Annotated in this window: 20 protein-coding genes; 12 read left to right on the top strand and 8 right to left on the bottom strand. The window is 55.2% G+C overall.

Features of this window, described 5'->3' with window-relative positions:
* Positions 1-24 precede the first annotated feature (24 nt).
* Positions 25-2,388, bottom strand: a complete 2,364-nt coding sequence (locus tag AC5Q5A_RS01630; RefSeq protein ID WP_493894104.1) for a Tex family protein — start codon at positions 2,386-2,388, stop codon at positions 25-27.
* A gap of 246 nt (positions 2,389-2,634) precedes the next feature.
* Between AC5Q5A_RS01630 and AC5Q5A_RS01635 the strand changes: the two genes are divergently transcribed.
* Positions 2,635-2,898, top strand: a complete 264-nt coding sequence (locus AC5Q5A_RS01635) for a DUF1674 domain-containing protein (RefSeq protein WP_493894105.1) — start codon at positions 2,635-2,637, stop codon at positions 2,896-2,898.
* 83 nt (positions 2,899-2,981) lie between these two features.
* On the opposite strand, the gene rpe is transcribed toward AC5Q5A_RS01635, so the two are convergent.
* Positions 2,982-3,647, bottom strand: a complete 666-nt coding sequence (gene rpe / locus AC5Q5A_RS01640; protein ID WP_493894106.1) for a ribulose-phosphate 3-epimerase — start codon at positions 3,645-3,647, stop codon at positions 2,982-2,984.
* 132 nt (positions 3,648-3,779) lie between these two features.
* The gene (locus AC5Q5A_RS01645) at positions 3,780-5,126 is read right to left on the bottom strand and encodes an RsmB/NOP family class I SAM-dependent RNA methyltransferase (protein WP_493894107.1); all 1,347 of its coding nucleotides are present in this window, start codon (positions 5,124-5,126) and stop codon (positions 3,780-3,782) included.
* A 587-nt stretch (positions 5,127-5,713) separates the two neighbouring features.
* Between AC5Q5A_RS01645 and AC5Q5A_RS01650 the strand changes: the two genes are divergently transcribed.
* The 3 genes from AC5Q5A_RS01650 to purH all read left to right on the top strand — a co-directional run bounded on the left by AC5Q5A_RS01650 (position 5,714) and on the right by purH (position 11,146).
* Complete coding sequence (locus AC5Q5A_RS01650) at positions 5,714-7,612, top strand: polysaccharide biosynthesis protein (RefSeq protein ID WP_493894108.1); 1,899 nt, start codon at positions 5,714-5,716, stop codon at positions 7,610-7,612.
* Positions 7,613-7,811: 199 nt separating this feature from the next.
* A complete protein-coding gene (hglS, locus tag AC5Q5A_RS01655; protein ID WP_493894109.1) occupies positions 7,812-9,224 on the top strand; it encodes a 2-oxoadipate dioxygenase/decarboxylase HglS in 1,413 nt (470 codons plus the stop codon).
* A 344-nt stretch (positions 9,225-9,568) separates the two neighbouring features.
* The gene (gene purH, locus AC5Q5A_RS01660; RefSeq protein ID WP_493894110.1) at positions 9,569-11,146 is read left to right on the top strand and encodes a bifunctional phosphoribosylaminoimidazolecarboxamide formyltransferase/IMP cyclohydrolase; all 1,578 of its coding nucleotides are present in this window, start codon (positions 9,569-9,571) and stop codon (positions 11,144-11,146) included.
* A 73-nt stretch (positions 11,147-11,219) separates the two neighbouring features.
* Here purH and AC5Q5A_RS01665 read toward each other — a convergent pair whose 3' ends face one another.
* From AC5Q5A_RS01665 to hemC, 4 genes are read right to left on the bottom strand one after another with little or no spacing between them, the layout of a single operon-like run.
* Positions 11,220-12,641 carry a heme biosynthesis protein HemY gene (locus AC5Q5A_RS01665; protein WP_493894111.1) on the bottom strand — a complete coding sequence of 474 codons (1,422 nt, stop codon included), beginning with the start codon at positions 12,639-12,641 and terminating at the stop codon, positions 11,220-11,222.
* Positions 12,638-14,152: a COG4223 family protein gene (locus AC5Q5A_RS01670; protein WP_493894112.1), complete on the bottom strand. Its 1,515-nt coding sequence runs from the start codon at positions 14,150-14,152 to the stop codon at positions 12,638-12,640. The genes AC5Q5A_RS01665 and AC5Q5A_RS01670 overlap by 4 nt, the downstream gene beginning before the upstream one ends.
* Positions 14,153-14,209: 57 nt before the next feature.
* Positions 14,210-14,917, bottom strand: coding sequence for a uroporphyrinogen-III synthase (locus AC5Q5A_RS01675; RefSeq protein ID WP_493894113.1), 708 nt, complete (start codon positions 14,915-14,917; stop codon positions 14,210-14,212).
* 36 nt (positions 14,918-14,953) lie between these two features.
* On the bottom strand, positions 14,954-15,898 hold the full coding sequence (gene hemC, locus AC5Q5A_RS01680) for a hydroxymethylbilane synthase (RefSeq protein WP_493894114.1): 945 nt from the start codon (positions 15,896-15,898) through the stop codon (positions 14,954-14,956).
* A gap of 289 nt (positions 15,899-16,187) precedes the next feature.
* On the opposite strand from hemC, the gene tsaD reads away from it, so the two are divergent.
* The 5 genes from tsaD (at position 16,188) to AC5Q5A_RS01705 (ending at position 19,450) form a co-directional block, all read left to right on the top strand.
* Entirely contained in the window at positions 16,188-17,246 is a 1,059-nt protein-coding gene (gene tsaD, locus AC5Q5A_RS01685) for a tRNA (adenosine(37)-N6)-threonylcarbamoyltransferase complex transferase subunit TsaD (RefSeq protein WP_493894115.1), read from the top strand.
* 68 nt (positions 17,247-17,314) lie between these two features.
* On the top strand, positions 17,315-18,319 hold the full coding sequence (locus AC5Q5A_RS01690) for an NAD(P)H-dependent glycerol-3-phosphate dehydrogenase (protein ID WP_493894116.1): 1,005 nt from the start codon (positions 17,315-17,317) through the stop codon (positions 18,317-18,319).
* 103 nt (positions 18,320-18,422) lie between these two features.
* The gene (locus AC5Q5A_RS01695; RefSeq protein ID WP_008888584.1) at positions 18,423-18,701 is read left to right on the top strand and encodes a YciI family protein; all 279 of its coding nucleotides are present in this window, start codon (positions 18,423-18,425) and stop codon (positions 18,699-18,701) included.
* A 3-nt stretch (positions 18,702-18,704) separates the two neighbouring features.
* On the top strand, positions 18,705-19,118 hold the full coding sequence (locus AC5Q5A_RS01700) for an EVE domain-containing protein (protein ID WP_064787792.1): 414 nt from the start codon (positions 18,705-18,707) through the stop codon (positions 19,116-19,118).
* Positions 19,115-19,450, top strand: coding sequence for a Rieske (2Fe-2S) protein (locus AC5Q5A_RS01705; RefSeq protein ID WP_493894117.1), 336 nt, complete (start codon positions 19,115-19,117; stop codon positions 19,448-19,450). Before AC5Q5A_RS01700 ends, AC5Q5A_RS01705 begins: the two co-directional genes overlap by 4 nt.
* A gap of 38 nt (positions 19,451-19,488) precedes the next feature.
* Here AC5Q5A_RS01705 and AC5Q5A_RS01710 read toward each other — a convergent pair whose 3' ends face one another.
* A complete protein-coding gene (locus AC5Q5A_RS01710; RefSeq protein ID WP_493894118.1) occupies positions 19,489-20,298 on the bottom strand; it encodes an alpha/beta hydrolase in 810 nt (269 codons plus the stop codon).
* A 39-nt stretch (positions 20,299-20,337) separates the two neighbouring features.
* Here AC5Q5A_RS01710 and AC5Q5A_RS01715 point away from each other — a divergent pair, with 39 nt between their 5' ends.
* From AC5Q5A_RS01715 to infC, 3 genes are all read left to right on the top strand, one after another.
* Positions 20,338-21,570 (top strand): glycosyltransferase family 4 protein, encoded by a 1,233-nt coding sequence (locus AC5Q5A_RS01715; protein WP_493894119.1) that lies wholly within the window; start codon positions 20,338-20,340, stop codon positions 21,568-21,570.
* Positions 21,567-22,601: a glycosyltransferase family 9 protein gene (locus tag AC5Q5A_RS01720; RefSeq protein WP_493894120.1), complete on the top strand. Its 1,035-nt coding sequence runs from the start codon at positions 21,567-21,569 to the stop codon at positions 22,599-22,601. Before AC5Q5A_RS01715 ends, AC5Q5A_RS01720 begins: the two co-directional genes overlap by 4 nt.
* 223 nt (positions 22,602-22,824) lie before the next feature.
* Positions 22,825-23,340, top strand: a complete 516-nt coding sequence (infC, locus tag AC5Q5A_RS01725) for a translation initiation factor IF-3 (RefSeq protein WP_008888578.1) — start codon at positions 22,825-22,827, stop codon at positions 23,338-23,340.
* The last annotated feature ends 19 nt before the right edge of the window (positions 23,341-23,359 follow it).

Raw genomic sequence — 23,359 nt, forward strand, 5'->3', positions numbered from 1 at the left:
GTTTCGAAGACTTTTGGCGATAGGTTACTTGCGACGTTCCATCGCAGCCTTGAGCGCGGCAGCCATCGCACCGCCATCGCCGCCGACGTTACCACCGGCATTGCCACGAACTTGACCACCCTGATGGCGCGGGCCTGATGAATGCTGCGGACGGTTGCCGCGCGGTGCATCGCCGCGATTGTCGGCGCGCTTTTCACGTGTGGCTTCGTAATCCGGTGCGGATTTCATAGAAAGCCCGATGCGTTTGCGCTGTGCGTCGACTTCCATCACGGTCACAGAAACGATTTGACCGGCCTTGACCACCTGACGGGGGTCTTCGACGAACTTGTCAGCAAGTTGGGAAATATGAACAAGGCCATCCTGATGCACACCGATATCAACGAACGCCCCGAAATTCGTCACGTTGGTGACGGTACCTTCAAGCTTCATGCCGGTGCGCAGATCCTTGATCTCGTTGACACCTTCGGTGAATTTGGCGGTCTTGAATTCCGGGCGGGGGTCACGGCCGGGCTTATCAAGCTCGGCGATGATGTCGCGGATGGTCGGGACACCAAATGTGTCATCGGCGAAATCTTCGGGGCGGAGTGTCTTGATAAAGGCCGAATCGCCGATCAGTTCGGCGAGCGGTTTGGCGGCCTTGGCGCTGATTTTTTCTACCAGCGGATAGGCTTCCGGGTGCACAGCCGATGCATCAAGCGGATTGTTGGCGCCGCGAATGCGCAAGAAGCCCGCGCACTGCTCGAACGCCTTTGGTCCAAGACGCTCGACCTTTTTAAGATCCGCACGCGACTGGAACGCTCCGTTGGAGTCGCGATACCCAACGATATTGCGCGCCAGCGTCTCGGTCAGGCCTGCCACACGGGTCAAAAGCGGGATGGAGGCGGTGTTAAGATCAACACCCACACCGTTCACGCAATCCTCAACCACGGCATCAAGCGAACGGGCCAGTTTGGTTTCCGATACATCATGCTGATACTGCCCGACACCGATAGATTTCGGCTCGATCTTCACCAGTTCTGCCAGCGGATCTTGCAGGCGGCGTGCGATGGAGGCTGCACCACGAAGCGACACATCAAGATCGGGGAATTCTTCGGCCGCAAACTGCGATGCGGAATAAACCGAAGCACCGGCTTCGTTGACGATGACCTTGGTGGCCTTAAGTGCTGGGAAGCGTTTAAGCATCTGACCGGCAAGTTCGTCTGTTTCACGTGAAAAGGTTCCATTGCCAATCGCGATCAGTTCGATCTGATGGCGGGCCGCCAATGCAGCCATGGTATTGATCGCGCCTTCGACGTCATTGCGTGGCTGGAAGGGATAAACCGTTGCGGTATCGACAAGCTTGCCGGTGGCATCAACCACTGCAACTTTGACCCCGGTACGCACACCCGGATCAAGACCCATTGTGGCCTTTTGCCCGGCGGGGGCCGCCAGCAACAGGTCTTTCAGGTTATCGGCAAAGACCTTGATCGCACCTTCTTCGGCGGCATCGCAAAGGGTGCCAAACAGATCAAGCTCAATCGACAGCGACAGTTTGACGCGCCAGGTCCAGCGGACCGTGTCCATCAGCCATTTGTCGGCGGCACGACCTTTATCGGCAATGCCTACATGGGCGGCAATCATCACCTCGGCGCGGCCTGGCTGGCTGCGCGGACGGTCTTCGTCTTCTTTGCCAAGGGTCAGTTTCAGTTGCAGGATATCCTCGTTGCGCCCACGGAAAAGGGCCAACGCACGGTGTGATGGGCAGGTTTTGATTTTTTCGGAATGCTCGAAATAGTCTGAGAACTTGGCACCTTCGGCCTGTTTGCCTTCGATGACAGACGCGGTGATTTCACCTTCATTCCACAGATGGTCACGCAGTTTGGCAACAAGGTCAGCATCCTCGGCAAAGCGTTCCATCAGGATCTGGCGTGCGCCATCAAGGGCGGCCTTGGTGTCTTCAATCCCCTTATCGGCATCAACAAAGCTGGCGGCTTCTGTTTCCGGATCCAGGGTCGGGTCGTTAAACAGGGCATCTGCCAGCGGCTCAAGCCCGGCTTCGCGCGCGATCTGGGCTTTGGTGCGGCGCTTTTTCTTGTAAGGCAGGTACAAGTCTTCAAGGCGGGTCTTGGTATCAGCCTCGTTGATCGCGGCTTCGAGTTCCGGCGTCAGCTTTTCCTGTTCGCGGATGCTCTCAAGCACGGATGCGCGGCGTTCTTCAAGTTCGGTCAGATAGCGCAGGCGTTCTTCCAGCGTACGAAGTTGGGTGTCATCAAGCCCGCCGGTCTTTTCCTTGCGGTAACGGGCGATGAACGGAACGGTGGAGCCTTCGTTAAGCATCTCGACGGTGGCAATGACCTGTTCCGGACGAACCGAAAGTTCTTCGGCGATACGCTGGGGAATTGGACGCATGGTTTCTCCTTGTTTTGCTCGTAAGCTTGGAATAGCGGCTTTGAGCCTGCGCGAAAAGAGTCTGTTTTTTCCAAATTTTCGCACGCGGCCACATCAGGATTCCCTGTTTGATTCCAAAGGCCTGAAATCACTTGGGTTTGTGCATGCTTCTGCCCGGTGGTCAGTGGACTTGCCGATATGGGTCTCGCACGTTATTTCTTTGGGAAATGTGATTTACAGGGCCATGCCCAAAACAGGAGAAGCCGAATGGCCGGAAAGTTCCGCGAAACCGTCATTCACGAAGTTCCCAAGGAGAAGGCAGAGCCGCAGGCAGAAGCCAATCCGGCGTCTGAGGGCATAGCCGGTGCAGAAGAAGCGCCCAAGCTGTCTCAGGATGCAATCAACGCCCTGAATGAGGCCAAGGCTGCCAAGGAAGCAGCTGCCAAGGCCCGCGAGATTGGCGGACCCAAAGGTCCGGAGCCGACCCGCTTTGGCGATTGGGAAAACAAGGGCCGCTGCATCGATTTCTGATTGCTGGGTTTGAGACAGATACAAGAAAGGCCGGAGCGATATGCACCGGCCTTTCTTGTTTGGGCGATCAACGCTGTCGCAGATTATGCGCCGCGGATGGCTTTGATGTTGTTGGCATATTCAGACGGACCACCTTTGAAGGTGGCAGAGCCTGCGACCAGCACGTTCGCACCGGCTTCGATGACCTGCGGGGCGATTTCAGGGTTTACGCCGCCATCGACTTCAAGGTCGATATCACGGCCGGTCGCATCGATCATCTTGCGGATGCGCTTGATCTTCTTAAGCTGGCTTGGAATGAATTTCTGACCACCAAAGCCTGGGTTCACGGTCATGACCAGAACCAGATCGACCATGTCCATGACATATTCAATCACACTTTCCGGGGTCGACGGGTTGAGCGAGACACCGGCTTTTTTGCCCAGTGACTTGATCAGCTGCAGCGACCGATGCAGGTGCGGGCCAGCTTCGGCGTGGATCGTGATGATGTCAGAACCGGCATTGGCAAATGCCTCGATATAAGGATCGACAGGCGCGATCATCAGATGCACGTCAAACACCTTGTCACTGTGCGGGCGCAGTGCCTTGACCACGTCCGGGCCAATGGTGATGTTCGGTACATAGTGGCCATCCATCACATCGATATGGATATAGTCAGCACCGGCTTCGTCAACAGCGCGGACATCAACGCCAAGCTGGGCGAAATCTGCTGAAAGGATCGAAGGTGCGATTTTAATGTTTGACGTGGTCATGCGTCACAGGTCCTGAAGCGATATGGGATACGGGAAATTCGCGGCCTTCATACCCCAGATTGCACCCCATGTCACCCGAATGGGACTCATGGCTGCCTTGTGTGCGTTAAGCCGTGATCTTGTGGCTGAAAATCAGGATTTTTTGACAAGGCGGGCACAGAAAAAGCCATCCATACCGCCAAAATCAGCCATGTGGATCGGCAGAATGCGAAGTTCGCCTGCTTCGTTGATTGCCTCATCCCAACCACCCAGTTCGTCGGCGGTGATGGCTTTGCGTTCATAGTTCGGATGATCGGCAAGGAACGATTTGACCTGATGCTCGCCCTCTTCGGGTTGTAGCGAACAGGTGCAATAGATCAGCTCGCCCCCGACATTCAAAAGCTTGTCCGCCTGATTAAGCAGCTTGGTCTGAATCGGCAGAAGCGATTGCATCAGCTTGTCATTCTGACGCAGCAGAATATCGGGATGGCGGCGAATGGTGCCGGTGGCCGAGCACGGCGCATCGAGCAATACGGCATCGGCACGCGGCGTATCAGGCGCCAGATCGGTGGCGTCACCGGTGACAACCGCGGCACCCAGTGAAACACGCTCAAGGTTCTCGAAAACACGCTTCAGGCGGCCTTCGGATTTATCGACTGCAATTGCACTCGCACCAAGGGATGCAAGCTGCATGGTCTTGCCACCCGGTGCAGCGCAAAGGTCATAGATGGTTTTGTCCTTGTAGGCCGAAAACAGGGTTGCCGGAATGGCGGCTGCTGCGTCCTGCACCCACCAGTCGCCATCCTTGTAACCCGGAAGGTCACGGATACGACGACCCGATTCAAGCCGCACCGATCCGGTCGGCAGGACAATGCCATCCATCTTTTCGGCCCACTCTGCGCTCTGGCTGCGATCCTTGATCGAAAGATCGAGCATTGCATGACCAAGGCTTGCTTCGGCAATACCCTGCGCGATTTCGGCACCATAGGCCTTTTTCCATGATCCGCGCAGCCATGCCGGAATGTTAAGCTGCCAGTCTTCAACGCCCTCGGGCCATTCAAACCCGTCGCGCTGCAGACCGCGCAGCACCGCGTTCACAAGCTTGACATATTTATGCAAACCGGCATCGCGGGTCAGGTTTACCGTACTGTCAACTGCGCCGTAATCGGTTGTATCCATGAAGAACAGCTGGGCGACACCCAGACGCATGATGTTGGTCAGGCGTGCGGCAACCCGGTCCTGCGGCGGCTGATAACGTGGGGCAAGGACTGCATCAATTTCGCCCAGATGGCGCAGCGTGGTGCCAAGAAGCTGACGCAGGAAATTTCGATCCAGCGACGGCAGGCCATAGCCATGCTTTGACAGGAGTTCATCCAACGTCACTTCACCGCCGCGCAGTTCCTGCAGGGTCTTGAGCGCAAGCATGCGCGGATCAGGGGCCTCGACCGCCTGTTTGCGGGGGGCGTTGCGCTGGGATGGACGGGAACGACGTTCTGCCAAAGGATATCTCCGGTTTCGGTTTATGTGCAGTAGTTAAGCGCAGCGCGACAAACTGTAAAGCATCAAGCATGGTTTTGCATGGCATGGCTGCTTTGTGCGGTTGTATCGTTAAGGATGCTATAAGGAGTAGGGTGAAAAGCCTTGCGATAGGGGATCGGTCCGGCTAATCCAGACGGATCAATCTGATGGGGACAGGGACAAGGGCGATCCAACGATGACTTTTGCCGGACTTGCGGTGACGTACGTTTTACAATGTGATGGTCGCCGTGCTTTTTGAATTTATTAAGTGTCTTTACAAACAATCACTAGTTAATGTTAGCGGCCTGCTCGGAGTTCAATTTTCTGCTTTCATCGTTACGCTCGGATTGGTTAGCACAATGGTCTACACGCCGGTTCGCCATTCATCTGGCATGTAATATTTTGCTTGTGCGCTTTGCTTGACTTGATGTGAGCAGAGCGCGAAAAGAAACCCTTATCCGTCTGTCGCCAAGCGGGTATATCCTTATAAAAACATAAATCTGCCGGTAAGGGACCGCATGCTGCGATTCATCCAGAGAAGTCATATCGCTTTTGTACATGATATTTTCATGGCGGCACTCTCCTTCCCGTTGGCCCTGTATCTTAGGGTCGGAGACGGTGTGGTTTACTATGCGCCTCAAAATATCCTGTTTTCGTCCTGTATTTTCACGCTGATTGCAGGCTTATCCTTTTGGTGTTTTGGCCTGTATCGTGGCATTTGGCGCTATGCGTCGCTCAACGACGTTATCCGGATTGCCAAGGCTGTATCGGTTGCGGTTGCAATCCTCTTCCTTGTTCTGTTTTTTACAACGCGGCTGGACTGGATGCCACGTTCGGCGCCAGTCATACAGTGGTTCCTGCTGATGGCGTTGATAGGCGGGGCACGCCTGACCTATCGGATTGCCAAGGATAAATCGACGGCACGCGCACTGGTGCGTCAGGGAACAGCACGTGTACCGGTCTTGTTGATCGGCGCGGGCGATGAAGCCGAAGCCTTCATCCGTGAAACTGAACGATCTGCTAATACCCCGTTCAAGGTGATTGGCATCGTTTCGCTGACGCAGGGCCGGGTTGGTCGCAACATGCATGGCGTTGACGTTCTGGCGACTGTCGATCAGCTCGAAGATGTCATTCAGAAATTACAAAAGGGCAGGCATGGCTTGCCGCGCCGATTGGTGCTGAGTGGCGATGCACTGCGTCATGAAGATAACGCCAAGTGGGTCGAGATTGCTGATCGCTATGGCATGACCTTGGCCCGTCTGCCCAAACTCGGCGATCTACGCGAAGGCCTGGCCGATCCGCTGCAAATCAGACCGGTGGCGATTGAGGATTTGCTCGGTCGCCCGCAGGCAAGATTGGATCGCGATCGTGTGCGCGAAATGATTGCCGGCAAGCGGGTTCTGGTGACTGGCGCTGGCGGATCAATCGGTTCGGAACTGGTGCGTCAGATCGCATCCTATGGCCCGGACAGCCTGACCTTATTGGATGCCGGGGAATTCCAGCTTTACGCCATCGATATGGAAATGGCGGAAAAATATCCGGATTTGCCGCGTGAGAGCATCCTGGGGGATGTCCGCGATCAAACCCGCATCGGTCAGGTTTTTGATCTCTACAAACCTGAAATCGTGTTCCATGCGGCGGCGTATAAGCATGTGCCGCTGGTTGAGCACAACCCGAATGAAGGCATTCTGACCAACACGCTGGGCACGCGCAATGTGGCCGAGGCCTGCCGTGCGGCCGGTGTTGGCACAATGGTTCTGATTTCAACCGACAAGGCGGTGAATCCCGCCAACGTCATGGGGGCATCAAAACGGCTGGCAGAATGTTACTGTCAGGCGCTGGAAACCATGCCGCTTGATCAGCGCGGCTCGACCCGGTTTGTGACTGTGCGCTTTGGCAACGTTCTGGGTTCTACTGGGTCTGTGGTGCCCCTGTTCAAGCGCCAGCTTGAGGCCGGTGGCCCGCTGACCGTTACCCACGAAGGTATCACCCGTTACTTCATGACGATCGCCGAGGCCGTGGAGCTTGTTTTGCAATCAGCTGAGCTGGGGCGCCACGGAGTGACCGAGGGCGGCAAGATCTTCGTCCTTGATATGGGTCGGCCAGTCAAAATCATCGATCTGGCGCGACAGATGATCCTGTTGTCGGGCTTGCAGCCGGACAAGGATGTGGAAATCAAGGTCACCGGTTTGCGCCCGGGTGAAAAGCTTTATGAAGAGCTTTTTCACGATTCCGAGCCACCGGTCCCGACCGAGACCGATGGGGTGCTTTTGGCGGCCCCGCGTGTGGTTGATTATGGCCTGATCAAGCAGGTCTTTGATGCGCTCGAAGACAGTGCCACCAACCGCAACACTTCCAAAACGCTGGAGCTGATCAGCCAATTAGTGCCAGAATTCCAGCCGCCCGAGATCGGTGTGAAGTCGATCTTTGCAGATAGTAACGGTAGCGAAACCGAGGCAGCTTCTTAAAAGCGGTTTTTCACCGCATTTCCAATTGTTGTTTCAATGATCTGCACGTTCATTCTTTAATGGAATGAATTCGTGCAAAATTGTCGTTTGTCATGCCCGAAACCGGACCATATTTTGCCATCCTGATGATGAATGGGAATGATCTTGCCGAATAAGGCCATTCCACAGGTTCAATGTGATCCCGTCTTTTGGAGGCCCCATGTCGACAGACGCCTTTGTCCATCCCGATGAAATTCGTTCGATGTTTTCCAGTGCGATGTCCGACATGTATCGCAGCGAAGTGCCACAATACGGCACCCTGATGGAGCTTGTTTCCGAGATCAATCAGAACAAACTGGAAGCCGACCCAAAGCTTGCCGAAAGCCTTGAATATAATGGCGAACTCGAGCGCATCGACCTTGAACGCCACGGCGCGATCCGGCTCGGCAAACCGGAAGAGCTGTTTAATATGCGCCGCCTGTTTGCCGTCATGGGCATGCATCCAGTGGGCTATTATGATCTGTCTGTTGCCGGTGTGCCGGTGCATTCAACGGCCTTCCGCCCGATAGACGAGGAAGCCCTTAAACGCAATCCGTTCCGTGTCTTCACGTCGCTTTTGCGTCTGGAGCTGATCGAAGACGAAGATCTGCGCAATGAGGCCGAGAACATTCTGGCAAAGCGCGACATCTTCACCCCGGATGCCATCAAGCTGATTTATCTGGCAGAGAAGAATGGCGGCCTGACCCGTATACAGGCCGAGCAATTCGTTGCCGAGGCTCTGGAAACTTTCCGCTGGCACAGCGATGCGACGGTCACGCTTGAAACCTATCGGAAACTTCATGACGCCCATCGCCTGATTGCCGATGTGGTTTGCTTCAAGGGGCCGCATATAAACCACCTAACCCCGCGCACTCTTGATATCGATGCTGTGCAGCAAGACATGCCCAAACGCGGCATCACGCCAAAGGCAATTGTCGAAGGCCCACCCGCACGGTTTTGCCCGATCCTGCTGCGCCAGACCAGCTTCAAGGCGCTTGAAGAACGGGTGAACTTTATCGGTGATCGTCGTGATGAAACGGTCGGCACCCATACCGCCCGCTTTGGCGAGATCGAGCAGCGCGGTATTGCCCTGACCGCCGAGGGCCGCAAGCTTTATGACACGCTTCTGGCTGCGACCCGCCATGCGGTGCAAATCAATGCCGGTGGGTCGAATGCGCGTGATTACGAAACCGAACTGGCAGAGCGTTTCCGCGCCTTCCCGGATGATTATGAGACCTTGCGTGTCGAAAAACTGGCTTTCTTCCGCTATAGCCCGACCAAGGCTGGTCTGAATGCGGCCAAGAAAGGCGATCTTGATCCGGCAACCGCGATCAATGAACTAGTCGATCAGGGCTATCTGCGCGCCGACCCGATCATTTACGAGGATTTCCTGCCGGTCAGTGCGGCCGGGATTTTCCAATCGAATCTTGGTAGTGACGAGCAGAAGAACTACTCCGAACAATCCAACCAGGATGTGTTCGAAGAATGCCTTGGTGCGCCGGTTCGTGACGAACTTGCGCTTTATGGCGGGCTTGAGCAGGCCTCACTTAATGAGGCGCTCAAAACACTGGGCGTGCGTAAAAACGTTGCCTGATCCGACACTTGGTAAAATCAGAACGGGGTGGCAGCGATGCCGCCCCGTTTTTCGCTGGGCGATAAGGTTTGCTGGCCTGATTGTTAAAAGCCGCCATGCAAGAATTCGGGGTCCACATTTTGCGTCGCACATGCTAAAGCTCCGCACGAAACATGGTTCGGACTCATTGATCATGTGTCGGCCCGGATCGGATGCATTGTTGTCCGGTCCCGTTCGAAGGCCGGTTTGCCCGCACACTTTCATTTCGCATGCACGAGCAGCCATGCGCATTCCTGATTTTGTGGGCCGATATATCATCAATGGGTCCGCAACCTTCATCACATTGATGCATGAAAGCGAACCCAATGACTGCTCGTATTGCGCGCGCGCTTATTTCCGTTTCGGACAAGACCGGTCTGGTCGAATTTGCCAAATCCCTCCACGCACAGGGTGTTGAAATCCTGTCAACTGGTGGCTCAGCCAAGGCGATTGAAGCCGCTGGCGTACCGGTCAAGGAAGTTGCCGATCACACCGGTTTTCCCGAAATCATGGACGGTCGTGTCAAGACTCTTCATCCGAAGATTCACGGCGGCCTTCTGGGCCGCCGTTCTCTTTCCAGCCATATGCAGGCCATGGAAGATAACGACATTTCCCCGATTGATCTGGTTTGTGTGAACCTTTATCCGTTTGAGGAAACTGTTGCCAAGGGTGCCGATTTCGAAACCTGCATCGAAAATATCGATATCGGTGGCCCAAGCATGATCCGCTCTGCGGCCAAGAACCACGAGTCCGTGACTGTGGTTGTTGATCCGTCTGATTATGACCGCGTCGTTGCCGAGATGAAGGGCAATCAAGGTGCCACCACTGCTGAAACCCGCCGCGTTCTCGCCGCCAAGGCGTTCGCCCGCACCGGTGCATATGACTCGGCAATTTCCAGCTGGTTTGCTGGTGAACTTGGTGAAACCTTCCCGCAGCGCCTGAATGTTTCTGCCGAACTGAAACAGACGCTGCGTTACGGTGAAAACCCGCATCAGCAGGCCGCGTTCTACACCAACGGCAAAAACCGTCCGGGTGTGGCCACCGCAACCCAGCTTCAGGGCAAGGAACTGTCGTTTAACAACCTGAACGACACCGACGCCGCGTTCGAACTGGTATCCGAGTTCGATGAAAAGCCGGCTGTTGCGATCATCAAGCATGCCAACCCGTGCGGCGTTGCCGAAGGTGAGAGCCTGATTGATGCCTATCACAAGGCACTGTCCTGTGATCCGGTATCGGCCTTTGGCGGCATCATTGCGGTCAACCGTACCCTTGATAAGCAGACGGCCGAAGAAATCGCCAAACTGTTTGCCGAAGTCGTGATTTGCCCGGATGCAGATGAAGCGGCCAAGGAAGTTTTGGCAGCGAAGAAAAACCTGCGTCTTCTGGTCACCGGTGGCATGGCCGATCCGGAAGGCGAAGACATGACCCTGCGGTCACTGGCGGGCGGTTACCTGATTCAGAACCGCGATGCGGGTCGTGTTAAACGCGAAGAGCTGAAAGTTGTCACCAAGCGGAAGCCGTCCGAGGCAGAGCTTGATGACCTTCTGTTTGCCTTCCGTGTTGGCAAGCATGTCAAATCAAACGCCATCGTCTATGTCAAAGACGGCAAGACTGTTGGTATCGGTGCCGGTCAGATGAGCCGCGTCGACAGCTCGCGCATTGCCGCGTGGAAAGCCGAAGAAGCTGGCAAGAATGCTGGAGAGAGCGATCTGCGCACGCAGGGCTCAGTCGTATCATCTGATGCGTTCTTCCCGTTTGCCGATGGTCTTTTGGCCGCGGTAAAGGCGGGTGCGACCGCAGTGATCCAGCCAGGCGGCTCCATGCGTGACGAAGAAGTCATCGCCGCAGCCGATGAAAATGACATTGCCATGGTCTTTACCGGTATGCGTCATTTCCGCCACTAAGCGCTGTTAGATACCAAATGGAAAACCCCGGGGATTTCCCCGGGGTTTTTGTTTGTGCTTTTGGAACCTGAACCTAGGCCTTTACGGCCGCTTTGTCGCCCTGTCTATCTTCATCGGCATCTTGATCAATCACGGTGCCGGTCTGTGCAATGGAGGACGGTTTTGCGGTTTCCGGTTTTGCGTTTTCCTTGGTGGCCTCGTCCTGATGAACGCGAAGCGGTGCGCGCCAGTCGACACTGCCAAACGAATGACAGGACGGGCAGGAAACGACCCAGCGGTCAGTTTCGGCCCCACAGGCCCCGCAACGCCAATCCGGATCCGGGTTGGCGTGGCTTGCCTTGATCAGCAATTCACGGGCCTTCGCGCCATCCTGATTTTCACGCAGTTCAAGATCGGCCAACAGCCGGTAATGCCGGGCTTCGGCCTTGATTGCCATGGCCTTTTCAAGGTTGCCGCGCGCAATACCCCAAAGATCGGCTTCAAGCGCTGCTTCGGCCAGAACGATCTGGCTTTCGACATGACCGGGGTTGGTCGCGACGAGTTTTTCGACCGCTTTGACTTTTGCCAACGGATCGCCAGTCAGCGTTTCACGGAAAATCGCACCTAGTGCTGCCGACGGGGCTGTGCGCCAGCTTTGGATCACGACGTCGCGTGCCTTGCTATCCTGTTTCAGATCACGATAGAGCCCGGCCAGAAGCACAGCCGCACCGGTGAAATCGGGTGCAGAATTCAGCGCCTTGCGCAAAAGCTTGGTGGCTTCTGCGTTTTCGCCCTCGGCAATCGCGTCTTCTGCCTTGGCCGTGATCAAAAGCGCACGGCGATGGGTTAGTTCGGTTTCACTAAAGACGGCGGCCTTTTCTGCATCAATCAACAGGCTAAGCGCCCGGTCCCAGCGTCTTGAGGTCAGCAGCAAGTCAAACAGTGTCACGATGACCGCGGGATTGCGTGGACGCAGTCGGTGTGCCCGTTCGGCATAATCAAGGGCGGCTTCGCGGTCATTGGCCTTCAACGCCAATTGCAAAAGGCCCCGCAGGCCAAAGAACGCGGAGTCGGGCTTTTCCAGCATCGCTTCGAACTGGCGCTTGGCGGCGTCGTTATTGCCGTCCAATTCTGCCGCCTGTGCTGTCAGAAGCCGGGTCAAGGTATCGTCTTCTAGATAACGGTCGACCGCACGGGTATGTTTCAGTGCTTGGCGCACGTCGCCAGACGCCAGTTCCAGCAATCCCATGGTCAGGGCTTGCTGGCCTTTCTTGCGACGACGGCTGCCCAGCAGACGGCCAAGCCAGCCCGGCGAATTGGCAATGATTGTCCAGCCGCGCCACAGCAGGACGAGCACGGCGGTTAGCGCCAAAAGGCCCAGCGCGACCATGCCAATTGATCCGTCAAAGCGATATCCCAGCCAGACAATCGTCATGCGGCCCGGATTATCGGCAAACCAGACGGTGCAGAAAACCAGTGCTGCCGTAATAAGGATAAATATCAGAAGGCGGATCATTGACTGCCCTCCGAACTGGTACTGGTAAGAATGGTAATCGCGTGAGAACTCAGCGTCGCAATTGCCTGATTAAGGGTCTGACGGTTTTCGGCAGCCTGGAGCCAGTCACTGACGGCGGCTGCGGCGTGGTCACCTTCGACCCCCTGAAGGGCGGCAACGGCGGCATCAAGATCATCCTGTGCCAACGCGTTTTCAGCCAGAACCAGGCGACCTTCAAGCGACTCTTCGCCTGCGGCATCAACGCGCCGGATCGGGACCAGCTTTTTGATGTTCGCCCAAGTCGCATCAAGGACACTGCCCGAATGATCATCCGTGGCAGCTGCAACTGCTTCCTGTGCCATCGCCGGGAAGGACTGACGCAGTTTTTCAAGCGTCGGTGCGCCTTGATCTGCCAATGGTTTCAGGGTTGCGATCTGTTCTGCAATGACTTCGTCATCGCCTGCACTGCGTTCAAGCTGGTTCAGGGCAATGACAAACGGCCCGCCACGCTGAAGGGCATCACGCAGAATGGTCACGGCCATGGCAATGGCCTGACCGCGGCTTTCAACCCGCAGGCCGCTGGTCGCGCGAATTTCTTCCTCCATGGTCGACAGGCGGGCAGACAGCTCGCGCATTTCATTGGCGACACCAGCCAGTTCGCTTTCGACCCTTGCCAGCTCCTCAATCGGGGCGGTACGGGTTTCGATTTCTGCCATGCGGCGCGCAACCGTGTTGTTCAGCGTATCGCCACGTTCATTATTCAGACGTTCGCGAAGCGCATCAATCGTGCCCTCCAAACGCGACAGGCGTTCGGTCAGGTCCGGATCAATGACAACAGATCCATCCGGGATGGGGTTGGAGTTCGCGGTCGAGGCGCTTTCATCCGTAACAGTCGGAAGCATTTCTTCGGTCGCCAACACGCCGTCATCCTTTTCGGCCATGGCGGCATCTTCGTTGGGGGCAGGAGGCGTTGCACCATCAGATGAACCATTGTCTGACGGGGTGTTGGTGACTGTAATCTCGCTGCCATTGGTCGCATCCGGGCCGTAGCCCTCAGGTGCGATTTCGGCAAGAATGTCGCTTGGTACATACTCGGTCAGAACCGGTTCTGCATCGCGCCACCAGATTGCGCGTGTCAGCCAGCCTGCTGCCAGGGCACCGACGATAATGATCACAAACAAAAACAGCGCTTTGCCGCCACCGCTTTTCTGTTTTGCGGGCGCGCTCGATTTCGCTGCCGATGCCTTTTTATCGTCACCGGTTTTGGTGTCGGGTTTTGACGTGCCAGTTGCTGCGGTAGTTGTGCTGCTTGCGGTTTTGTCCGCAGGGCTTCCGTCCTTTTTCGCAGTGGTGTCACCAGATTTGACCGTGCCTGAGTTTGGCACGCTGGATTTGGCAGTTGTGCCGGTATCGGCCGCTTTGGCCGACGATTTCGCATTGCCTTTGCTATCTACGGAAATGGTGTCAGACGACTCTTTGGTGTCGGCCGATTTTGCGGAAGCATTGGTTTTTGGCGTTTCTGGTGTTTTCACGATCAGACCATTGCAGTTTGCGGTTATTCCCAAGACGGCGTCAGGCGCAGGAAGCCATTACGACAGGGATCCTAGCTCGGAAAGAAGGTATTCTTGTGTCGGTTGTGATGCAACGCGTGTTCTATACCATGTAAGATCGGATAGCTTCGATTGCACCGCCGGACTTAGGCAAATCGCGCTTGTTCCGGACAAGTCTCTTTCCAGCTTATAGCTGCGGACCAGCTTAACAAAGGTTTCCGCAGTGCGGGGAGAGAAAAATAAAACAGCTTCAATATGATGATTACGAAGCGCCTCTAAAACGACTTCTGGGAACGACTTGCTTTCTTGTGCTTCATAAACGGTTTGCCGATCGACGTCATATCCATCAGTCAAAAGCATCTGGCCAAGATCACCTGCCGTTTTACGCGCGGCTGGATGGAAAAGTGGTCCATGTGCGGAATCAACTTTTTTGCGAATTAAGGCTGCCAGATCGTTGATGTCACCATTTGCCGAACAAACATCATCAAAGCCAAATGTGGCGCACGTTCTGGCTGTCGCGTCGCCAACACAATAAGCCGGAAGCGACCGATCCCCGGTCAGTTTGGCAAATGCCCGGACCCCGTTCGCCGATGTGAAAATCACTGCTTGGTATTTCTTGATATCAAGCAGGCTTGTCGGCACTCGAAAGATAATATTCAGCATTGGCGCAGACAGGTGACGATAGCCGCGCTTGTCAAGTGCTGCCAAAAGGTCGGCAGAGTCGGTATCGGGCCGGGTATTTAGCACCAAGGGTCCCATCTGCGTCCCAGTCTGTTACCAAGATCAGGCGGAAATGAAGTCCGGTCCGCCACGTTGCTTGAGTTCTTCACCGGCATCCGTGCCAGCCGCCATTGCCGTTGCGATATCCGGTTTGGCGATCATGCGTTCGGTATCAAGGCGTTCGCTGCCGTCCGGACGCACAATCGATACACGCAGGCGCAGACCGCCATCATCCTGAAACTCTGCCAGCGCTGCGATCGGGGTGCGGCATGATCCATCAAGTGCCTTAAGCGCTGCACGTTCTGCTGCCACACGAATGGCAGAGGTTTCGCAATGAAGCGCAGCCAGCCATTTTTTGCACTGTGCATCATCTTCGCGGATGGTAATGCCAATGGCGCCTTGCGCAACCGCCGGCAACATATCGTCTTCGGAAATCGGGGCTGTGGCGATGTCGGGCTGTCCGAGACGGTTCAGGCCGGCCATTGCCAGAAGTGTGGCATCAACCTGTTCTTCGCTGAGTTTGCGCAAACGGGTTTGCACATTCCCGCGGAATGTCACGACCTTGAGATCGGGATATTTGTTCAGGATCATGGCCTGACGACGAAGGCTGGCCGATCCGATCACGGACCCGGCGGGCATTTCGGCAAAGCTTTTATATTTCAGCGAAATAAATGCGTCGCGGACATCTTCGCGTGGCAGGATGGTTGGCAGGATCATGCCATCGGGCAAAACAGTTGGCACATCCTTCATGCTATGAACAGCAAGGTCGATCTCGCCACCCAGAAGGGCATCATCGATTTCCTTGGTAAACAGTCCCTTGCCGCCGATTTCCGACAAGGCACGATCAAGAATCTTGTCGCCGGTTGTGGTGATCACGGTGACGGCAATTGCGCCTTCTTCGGCAAGCTCCGGATGGGCATTTGCCAGTTTGTCACGAACCTCATGCGCCTGTGCCAAAGCCAGGGGCGAACCGCGGGTACCGATGCGAAGTTTTGCTGTATCTGTCATGAGTGAAGTCTTAGTCTTAAAACTGTTTAAAAACAAGGTCTGCGGGCAGCCTATTGCCACCGGCAATAGGCTGAATTTTCGGTTATTGTAATCGCTCGAAACTGGGCTGCATTGATTTAGGTCGCGGTTCAAAATCTTCGCTGCCTTCGTGAAGCGCGATAACTGCATATGGCACTTGCGCTGCACGGGGGTGGAAAGCGCATGAACTTTCCGCTACATCATCGTCACATCTGTAATAGGATTCCGATTGCCGTCCGTGTCGGCAGAGTTGGTAAAACGGATCAGGATCATGATCGTTCTGGGTATCGAAACAAGCTGTGATGAAACGGCCGCTGCTGTCGTGAACGACAAGCGCGAAATTCTGGCAAACCGTGTGTTGTCCCAGCTTGACGATCATCGACCGTTTGGCGGGGTGGTGCCGGAAATTGCCGCACGTGCCCATCTTGAACATCTTGATCGTCTGGTGGCCGAGGCCATGGATGATGCCGGTGTTGATTTTGATAATCTTGATGCCGTTGCCTGCACCGGGGGTCCGGGGCTGATCGGTGGCGTGATGGTTGGTACCATGACGGCCAAGGCGATTGCCTTTGCCGCCCAAAAACCGTTCCTTGCCGTCAATCATCTGGAAGGTCACGCGCTGACTGTGCGTTTGACTGATGACGTCGCATTTCCCTATCTGCTGTTGCTGGTGTCCGGTGGGCATTGTCAGGTCCTGATTGTCGAGGGTGTTGGCAAGTACAAGCGCATCGGCACCACCATTGATGACGCGGTCGGCGAGGCGTTTGACAAAACCGCCAAGATGATGGGGCTTGGTTACCCAGGTGGTCCGGCACTTGAAAAGATTGCCGCCAAGGGTGATCCGAACCGGTTCGGTTTGCCGCGCCCATTGCGTGGAAGGCCGGGGTGCGATTTCTCCTTCTCGGGTCTCAAGACAGCTGTTCGGACTTATCTGGATGGCTTCCCGGTCGAACAACAAACTGATGAGGTTAAGGCCGACCTTGCTGCATCTTTCCAGCGCGCGGTGGGTGATACCCTGATTGATCGCGCGCGCAATGCCGTGTTTGAATTCATGCGTGATTACCCCGGCGGCAAAACGCTGGTGCTTGCCGGCGGGGTTGCGGCCAACAAGTATCTGCGTGGACGTCTGGTGGAACTGACCGATCAGGCCGGGATGGAACTGGTCGCACCACCGCTTCATCTTTGCACCGACAATGCCGCGATGATTGCATGGGCCGGTCTGGAGCGGTTCCGTCTGGGCGAGCGTGATGATCTTGATTTCAAGCCGCGTCCGCGCTGGCCACTGGATCCTGAGGCCCCCAAACGCCCGGGTGCCGGGGTCAAGGCGTAAGGCCCATCTGTCGCGTTTGACGTATTTGCCGATCCTCGAAACAACTTCATTTTTGCCGGACAAACATCATGAAAAAGCGCATTACAGTTGTGGGTGGCGGTGCTTGGGGAACGGCCCTGGCTGTGCAGGCTGTGCGGGCCGGTGAAGACGTTGAACTGATTTTGCGCAACGAAGAACTGGCTGATCGGATAAACACTAAAGGTGAGAACGATCTTTACCTGCCGGGTATCGAGCTTCCGGGGGCGTTGCGCGCAACCACACATTACGAAGGTCTGCGTGATTCTGATGCGGTCTTGCTGGTGACGCCGGCACAGCATTTGCGTGAAACCCTGATCAAATTGTCATCGCATTGGCCAGATCAGCTCCCGGCGGTAATTTGCTGCAAGGGCATTGAAAAGGAAACCGGTGCCCTGATGGCACAGGTGGTTTCCGAAACCCTTGGAAACGTGCCGGTGGCGGTCCTTTCGGGCCCGACCTTTGCCAAGGAGGTTGCGATCGGCCTGCCAGCCGCAATCACGTTGGCCTGTGAAGATCGTGCCCTGGGCAAACGTCTGGTCGAGTTGATCGGCACGCCGGAATTCCGTCCCTATTTCAGTACCGATGTCGCTGGTGTTGAGGTGGCTGGTGCGATCAAGAACGTTCTGGCGATTGCCAGTGGCGTGGTGGCCGGACTGAAACTGGGTGATAACGCCCGTGCAGCCCTGATTACCCGTGGTATTGCCGAAATGTCGCGTCTGGCGGTTGCAATGGGTGGCCGGGTTGAAACCATGCTGGGCTTGGCCGGCCTTGGTGACTTGACCCTGACCTGCACCGGCACGTTATCACGCAATTACACCTTTGGTGTCGCGCTGGGCGAAGGTCGCAAGGCACAGGACATTCTGGCTGAACGCCGTTCCGTGACCGAAGGCGTGCATACCGCGGCATCCATCACCGCCGTTGCCAGCAAATATGGTGTCGAAATGCCGATCTGTACGGCTGTTGATCAGGTCGCCAATCACGATGCGGATCTGCGCAGCACAATTAATGCCCTGCTGCAGCGCCCATTCCGTGACGAGCTTGAAAAGGCCGACTGATTTTTCACATCGCGGATTGGCACAGTGTTGGTTCGGCTTGAGAATGGCTGAACCATCTGTCACTTTACGGTCATTGATCCCATAAAGTAGCAGGAAACAGTCCATGCATTTCTACATCCGTTGTGTTGACAAGCCCGGCCACCTTGATGTGCGCAAGGCCAATCGCGAAGACCATCTTGCCTATATCAAAGGCGGTTTTGCTGATCGCATCGTCGCAGCGGGTCCGACCCTTGATCCCGATATGGAAGGCATGAACGGCTCGGTCTTTATCATCGAGTTTGATGCCATCGAAGACGCGCGCGAATTTGCTGCCAATGATCCTTATGCCAAGGCTGGCCTGTTCGAATCCGTTGTTATTCGTCCGTTCAAGAAGGTCTTCTGATCCATGGCGTATTGGCTGGTCAAAACCGAACCGGGAAGCTGGTCGTGGGACGATCAGGTCAAGAAAGGTGTCGAGGGCTGGGATGGTGTGCGTAACCATCAGGCGGCCAAGAACCTGCGCGCGATGAAAATCGGTGACAAGGCGTTCTTTTATCACTCGGTCAATGAAAAACGCATTGTCGGGATTGTCGAGGTGGTCCGGGAATACTACCCGGATCCGACCGATGAAAAGGGCAAGTTTGTTCAGGTTGATTTCGAAACGGTCAAACCGTTGAAAACGCCGGTGACCCTTGCCGATATCAAGGCCGATCCGCGCTTTTCCGATCTCGCCTTGCTCAAGCAATCGCGATTGTCTGTCATGCCGATTGATGACGCGTCGTGGGCGGCGATCTGCGAGATGGGCGGGGTGGATCCATGAGTGATTTGCCTGCGCCCGGCACGGTGCTTTGCGCGCTCAGCGATCTCGATGCTACTGGCGCAAAGGGTCTTAATCTCGGCAGTACCGGTATTTTCGTTGTCCGCAGGGGCGATGACGTCTTTGGCTACATCAACAGCTGCCCGCATATCGGTGTGCCGCTGGATATGGAACCGGATGAATTCATCAGCGACTTTGGCGATGAAATCATCTGTTCGACCCATGGCGCACGCTTTCGCATCAAGGACGGCGAATGTGTATCCGGCCCGTGCTCGGGCGATGCGCTTGAACCGGTTGCAGTGAAAATAAAAGACGATCAGGTGGTTCTGGCCTGATCGTCTATCGCCATACGTAATTTATGCGAGACGACGCATTATCCCGCCGTCTTTGCGATCACTTCGTCGATATGCTTGGTGATCACGTTAAGCTGATCTGGCTCCGAAAGGCGGTGATCACCGGTCTTGATCAAATCTACCCGAACGTCGTCAGTTGCCAGCGCTTCGGTCAGGCGGATCGCTGTCTGCCATGGCACATCCGGATCCTGCATGCCCTGAACCAGCCGGACAGGGCATTTCAGATCAATCGGCTTGCGCAATAAAAGCTGATTGCGGCCATCCTCAATCAGATCGCGAGTGATCGTATAAGGATCATCACCGTATTCGGTCGGTTCAATCAGCGCGCCTTTATCCATAATGGTCTTTTTCTGTTCTTCGCTAAACTGCGCCCACATCAGGTCTTCGGTAAAGTCAGGAGCAGCGGCGATGCCAACCAATCCGGCAATGCGTTCCGGTCGGGCGAGGGCTGCGAGAAGCATGATCCAGCCGCCCATCGAAGAACCGACAAGAATCTGTGGGCCCGAGGTGATTTCATCAAGAACTGCAATGGCATCACGTGCCCACTGACCGATGGTGCCATCGGCAAATTTGCCCGACGATTGTCCGTGACCAGTGTAATCAAAGCGGGTATAAGCCACCCCCTGCCGAATGCAGTGCGCCTCAAGGTGGGTTGCCTTGGTGCCGGTCATGTCTGACATGAACCCGCCGAGGAACATTACACCGGGTGTATTGTGCACCTGTACGTCAGATGGCTTGCCCGGCACGTGATGGTATGCGATTTTTAAGCCATCAGGACGGTTGAGATATTCGGGCTTTGCAGGCTGTGGCGTTGGCAGGTCATGGGTCATCCGGGGCATTTGTCCTTGGGTGTTGATGGTTGGAGTTGCATGAGCGCGTCAGAAGTAATGACAGAAACAGTCTATCGATCAGAGCCCCAAGCGCAAGGTGGGGACTATCGGCCTGCCGTTATTTTACAGGTGCTTCCCGAACTTGATGCCGGCGGTGTGGAGCGCGGAACAGTTGATATCGCGCGCGCTATTGTCGATGGTGGTGGCAAGGCACTTGTCGCATCCCAGGGTGGTCGGCTCGAACGAGAACTTGATCGGTTTGGTGCCAAGCACATCACCCTGCCGCTTAAATCAAAGAACATCCTGACCATGCGCAAGAATATCGATGCGTTGGTCAAGCTGATCCGTGAAGAGGGTGTCGATATCATTCACGCCCGTTCACGTGCACCGGCCTGGAGTGCATATTTTGCGGCACGCAAGACCTGCATTCCGTTTGTGACAACCTTCCACGGTACCTATTCCGGATACAATAACCCGTTCAAGCGTCGCTATAACGCGATCATGACCATGGGTGATCAGGTAATTGCGATTTCCAAGCACATCGCCAATCACATCAACAAATATTACAAGGTCGATCCGGATCGCCTCAATATCGTGCCACGTGGGACGAATGTGAATCTGTTTAATCCGGAAAATGTCAGTCAGGAACGCCTGATTGCGCTTTCCAACCAGTGGCGCCTGAATGGTGAAGAATTCGTCATTCTAATGCCCGGACGATTGACACGCTGGAAAGGGCAAACCTTTTTGATCCGTTCGTTACCCGCAGTTCTTGAAATGCTTGGCCACCGCAAAGTGCGTTGTCTGATTGTCGGGTCTGATCAGGGGCGCACCGCATATCGTGATGAACTAATGCAGCTTACGCGATCATTAGGGCTTGTGGATGTCGTGCATATTGTTGATCACTGTAACGACATGCCTGCTGCATATATGTTGGCAGATGTCGTCGCGTGTCCGTCTATTGATCCAGAAGCATTTGGCAGGGTGCCGTCCGAGGCACAAGCTATGGGACGCCCGGTCGTTTCGACCGCACATGGCGGTGCAATGGAAACGGTATTGCCCGGTGAAACCGGTTGGCTGGTAAGCCCGGGGGAAGTTGATCAGCTTTCGCGTGCGCTCGTTCAAGTTTTGAGTCTGACGCCTGAAAAACGTGCCAAGCTCGCCGCCAAGGGGCGGGACCATGTTATTGCAGAATACTCTCTGGAACAAATGGCGGAGCGGACCTTGTATGTCTATGCGAAAGCACTAAAACGCGTAATCAGGAACGCCGCATGACTGACAAACAAACGGAAAGTTCGCCGTTGGCTTTCCAGAATCCTGATATTGGCAATGATCATATCGTGACGGCAGAAGATCCAAGACAAGAGCGCATCCTTGTTATCAAACTTTCTGCGCTTGGAGACGTTGTCTTGGCGATGGGTCCGTTTGCGGCCATCCGTGCCGCCCATCCAGATGCGCATATCACGGTGCTGACCACGCGGCCTTATGTTGATCTGATGAAGGCCAGTGGCTTTTTTGACTCGATTGCTATCGATCGGCGCCCAAGACTAAGCCAGTTGCGCGAAGTCTTGGCATTACGCCGGTTTTTGCGGAACGGTAATTTTGACCGGGTTTATGATCTGCAGACGTCCGACCGGACCGGCTTTTATTATAAACTGTTTTGGCCGGGACCCAAGCCGGAATGGTCAGGGATTGCGCGTGGGTGCTCTCATCCACATACCAATCCTGAGCGCTCAAATATGCATACGATTGATCGACATGCGGACCAGCTTGCTGATGCCGGTATCAAGGATGTTCCAGCACCATACATTTCAGGGTCCGATATAGACCTAGACCGATTTGGCATTCGAAGCCCGTTTGTTCTGATCTGCCCCGGCGGAGCGCCACACCGTCCGGCGAAACGCTGGCCGGCTGAGCGGTTTGGTCTTCTTGCCAAGAAACTGGCAGACTATCGGTTGACTCCGGTTCTGATCGGAACCGATAGCGAAGCAGATGTTTTGAACCGGATTGATCAGATGTGCCCGAAGGCACGCAATCTGATGGGGCGTACCGGGTTTCTTGATATTGCATCGCTTGCAGCGCGTTCGGTTCTGGCGATTGGCAATGATACAGGGCCAATGCATATCGCCGCCGCTGCCGGAGCACCATCAGTTGTATTGTTTTCGCGTGACTCAGATCCGAAACTCAGTGCGCCGCGCGGTCATGGGCCGAATGCAGTCAGTATTGTACGCGAGAGTGATCTGCGCCAACTCACCGTTAACCGGGTGATAGAAGTCATTCGCGAACGTCTGGATTTGACAGACTAAAAATTCAGGTTTCAGTGTAATTTGGCGATCTCGGACAAAGGCGCGGAAAATGGCGCTTTGAGGGCGCTGTAATTGCCTAAAATCATTGCTTTCTGAACGCACGTGGATATGCTAGGTCAGGTTTCAAGGAAAACATCCTTGAACGTCCTTGCGTGTTTTTCTGTTTCTAACCGATTTGTTTGATGACCATAGGAGATTATCCATAGCACGACCACGCAAACCGATGCAGCCGACCAAGGAAGGTCCGCGCGTCAATGAGGATATCAAAGCCCGTTCCATCTGTGTTGTTGACTCTGAAGGCAACATGTCCGACCCGATGACGGTGCGTGAGGGCATTGAAATGGCAGCGGAAGCTGGACTTGATCTTGTCGAAGTCGCTCCGAATGCCGAGCCGCCAGTTTGCAAGCTGATTGATTACGGCAAGTTCAAATACGAACAAAGCAAGAAGCAGAACGAGGCCAAAAAGAAACAGAAGGTTATCGAGGTCAAGGAGATCAAACTCCGTCCGAACATCGATATCCATGACTACAACGTCAAACTGCGTGCTGCGCAGAAGTTTCTTGGCGGTGGAGACAAGGTGAAAGTCACGTTGCGTTTCCGCGGACGTGAGATGGCTCACCAGGACCTCGGTCTTGGCATGCTTCAGCGTTTTTCGGGGGACCTTGAGGACCTCGCAAAACCGGAGATGATGCCAAAGATGGAAGGCCGTGTTATGATTATGGTACTGGCGCCGCGTTAAGACGCGGCGTTTTGCCTTT

The sequence above is a fragment of the Thalassospira sp. CA1 genome, assembly GCF_059052855.1.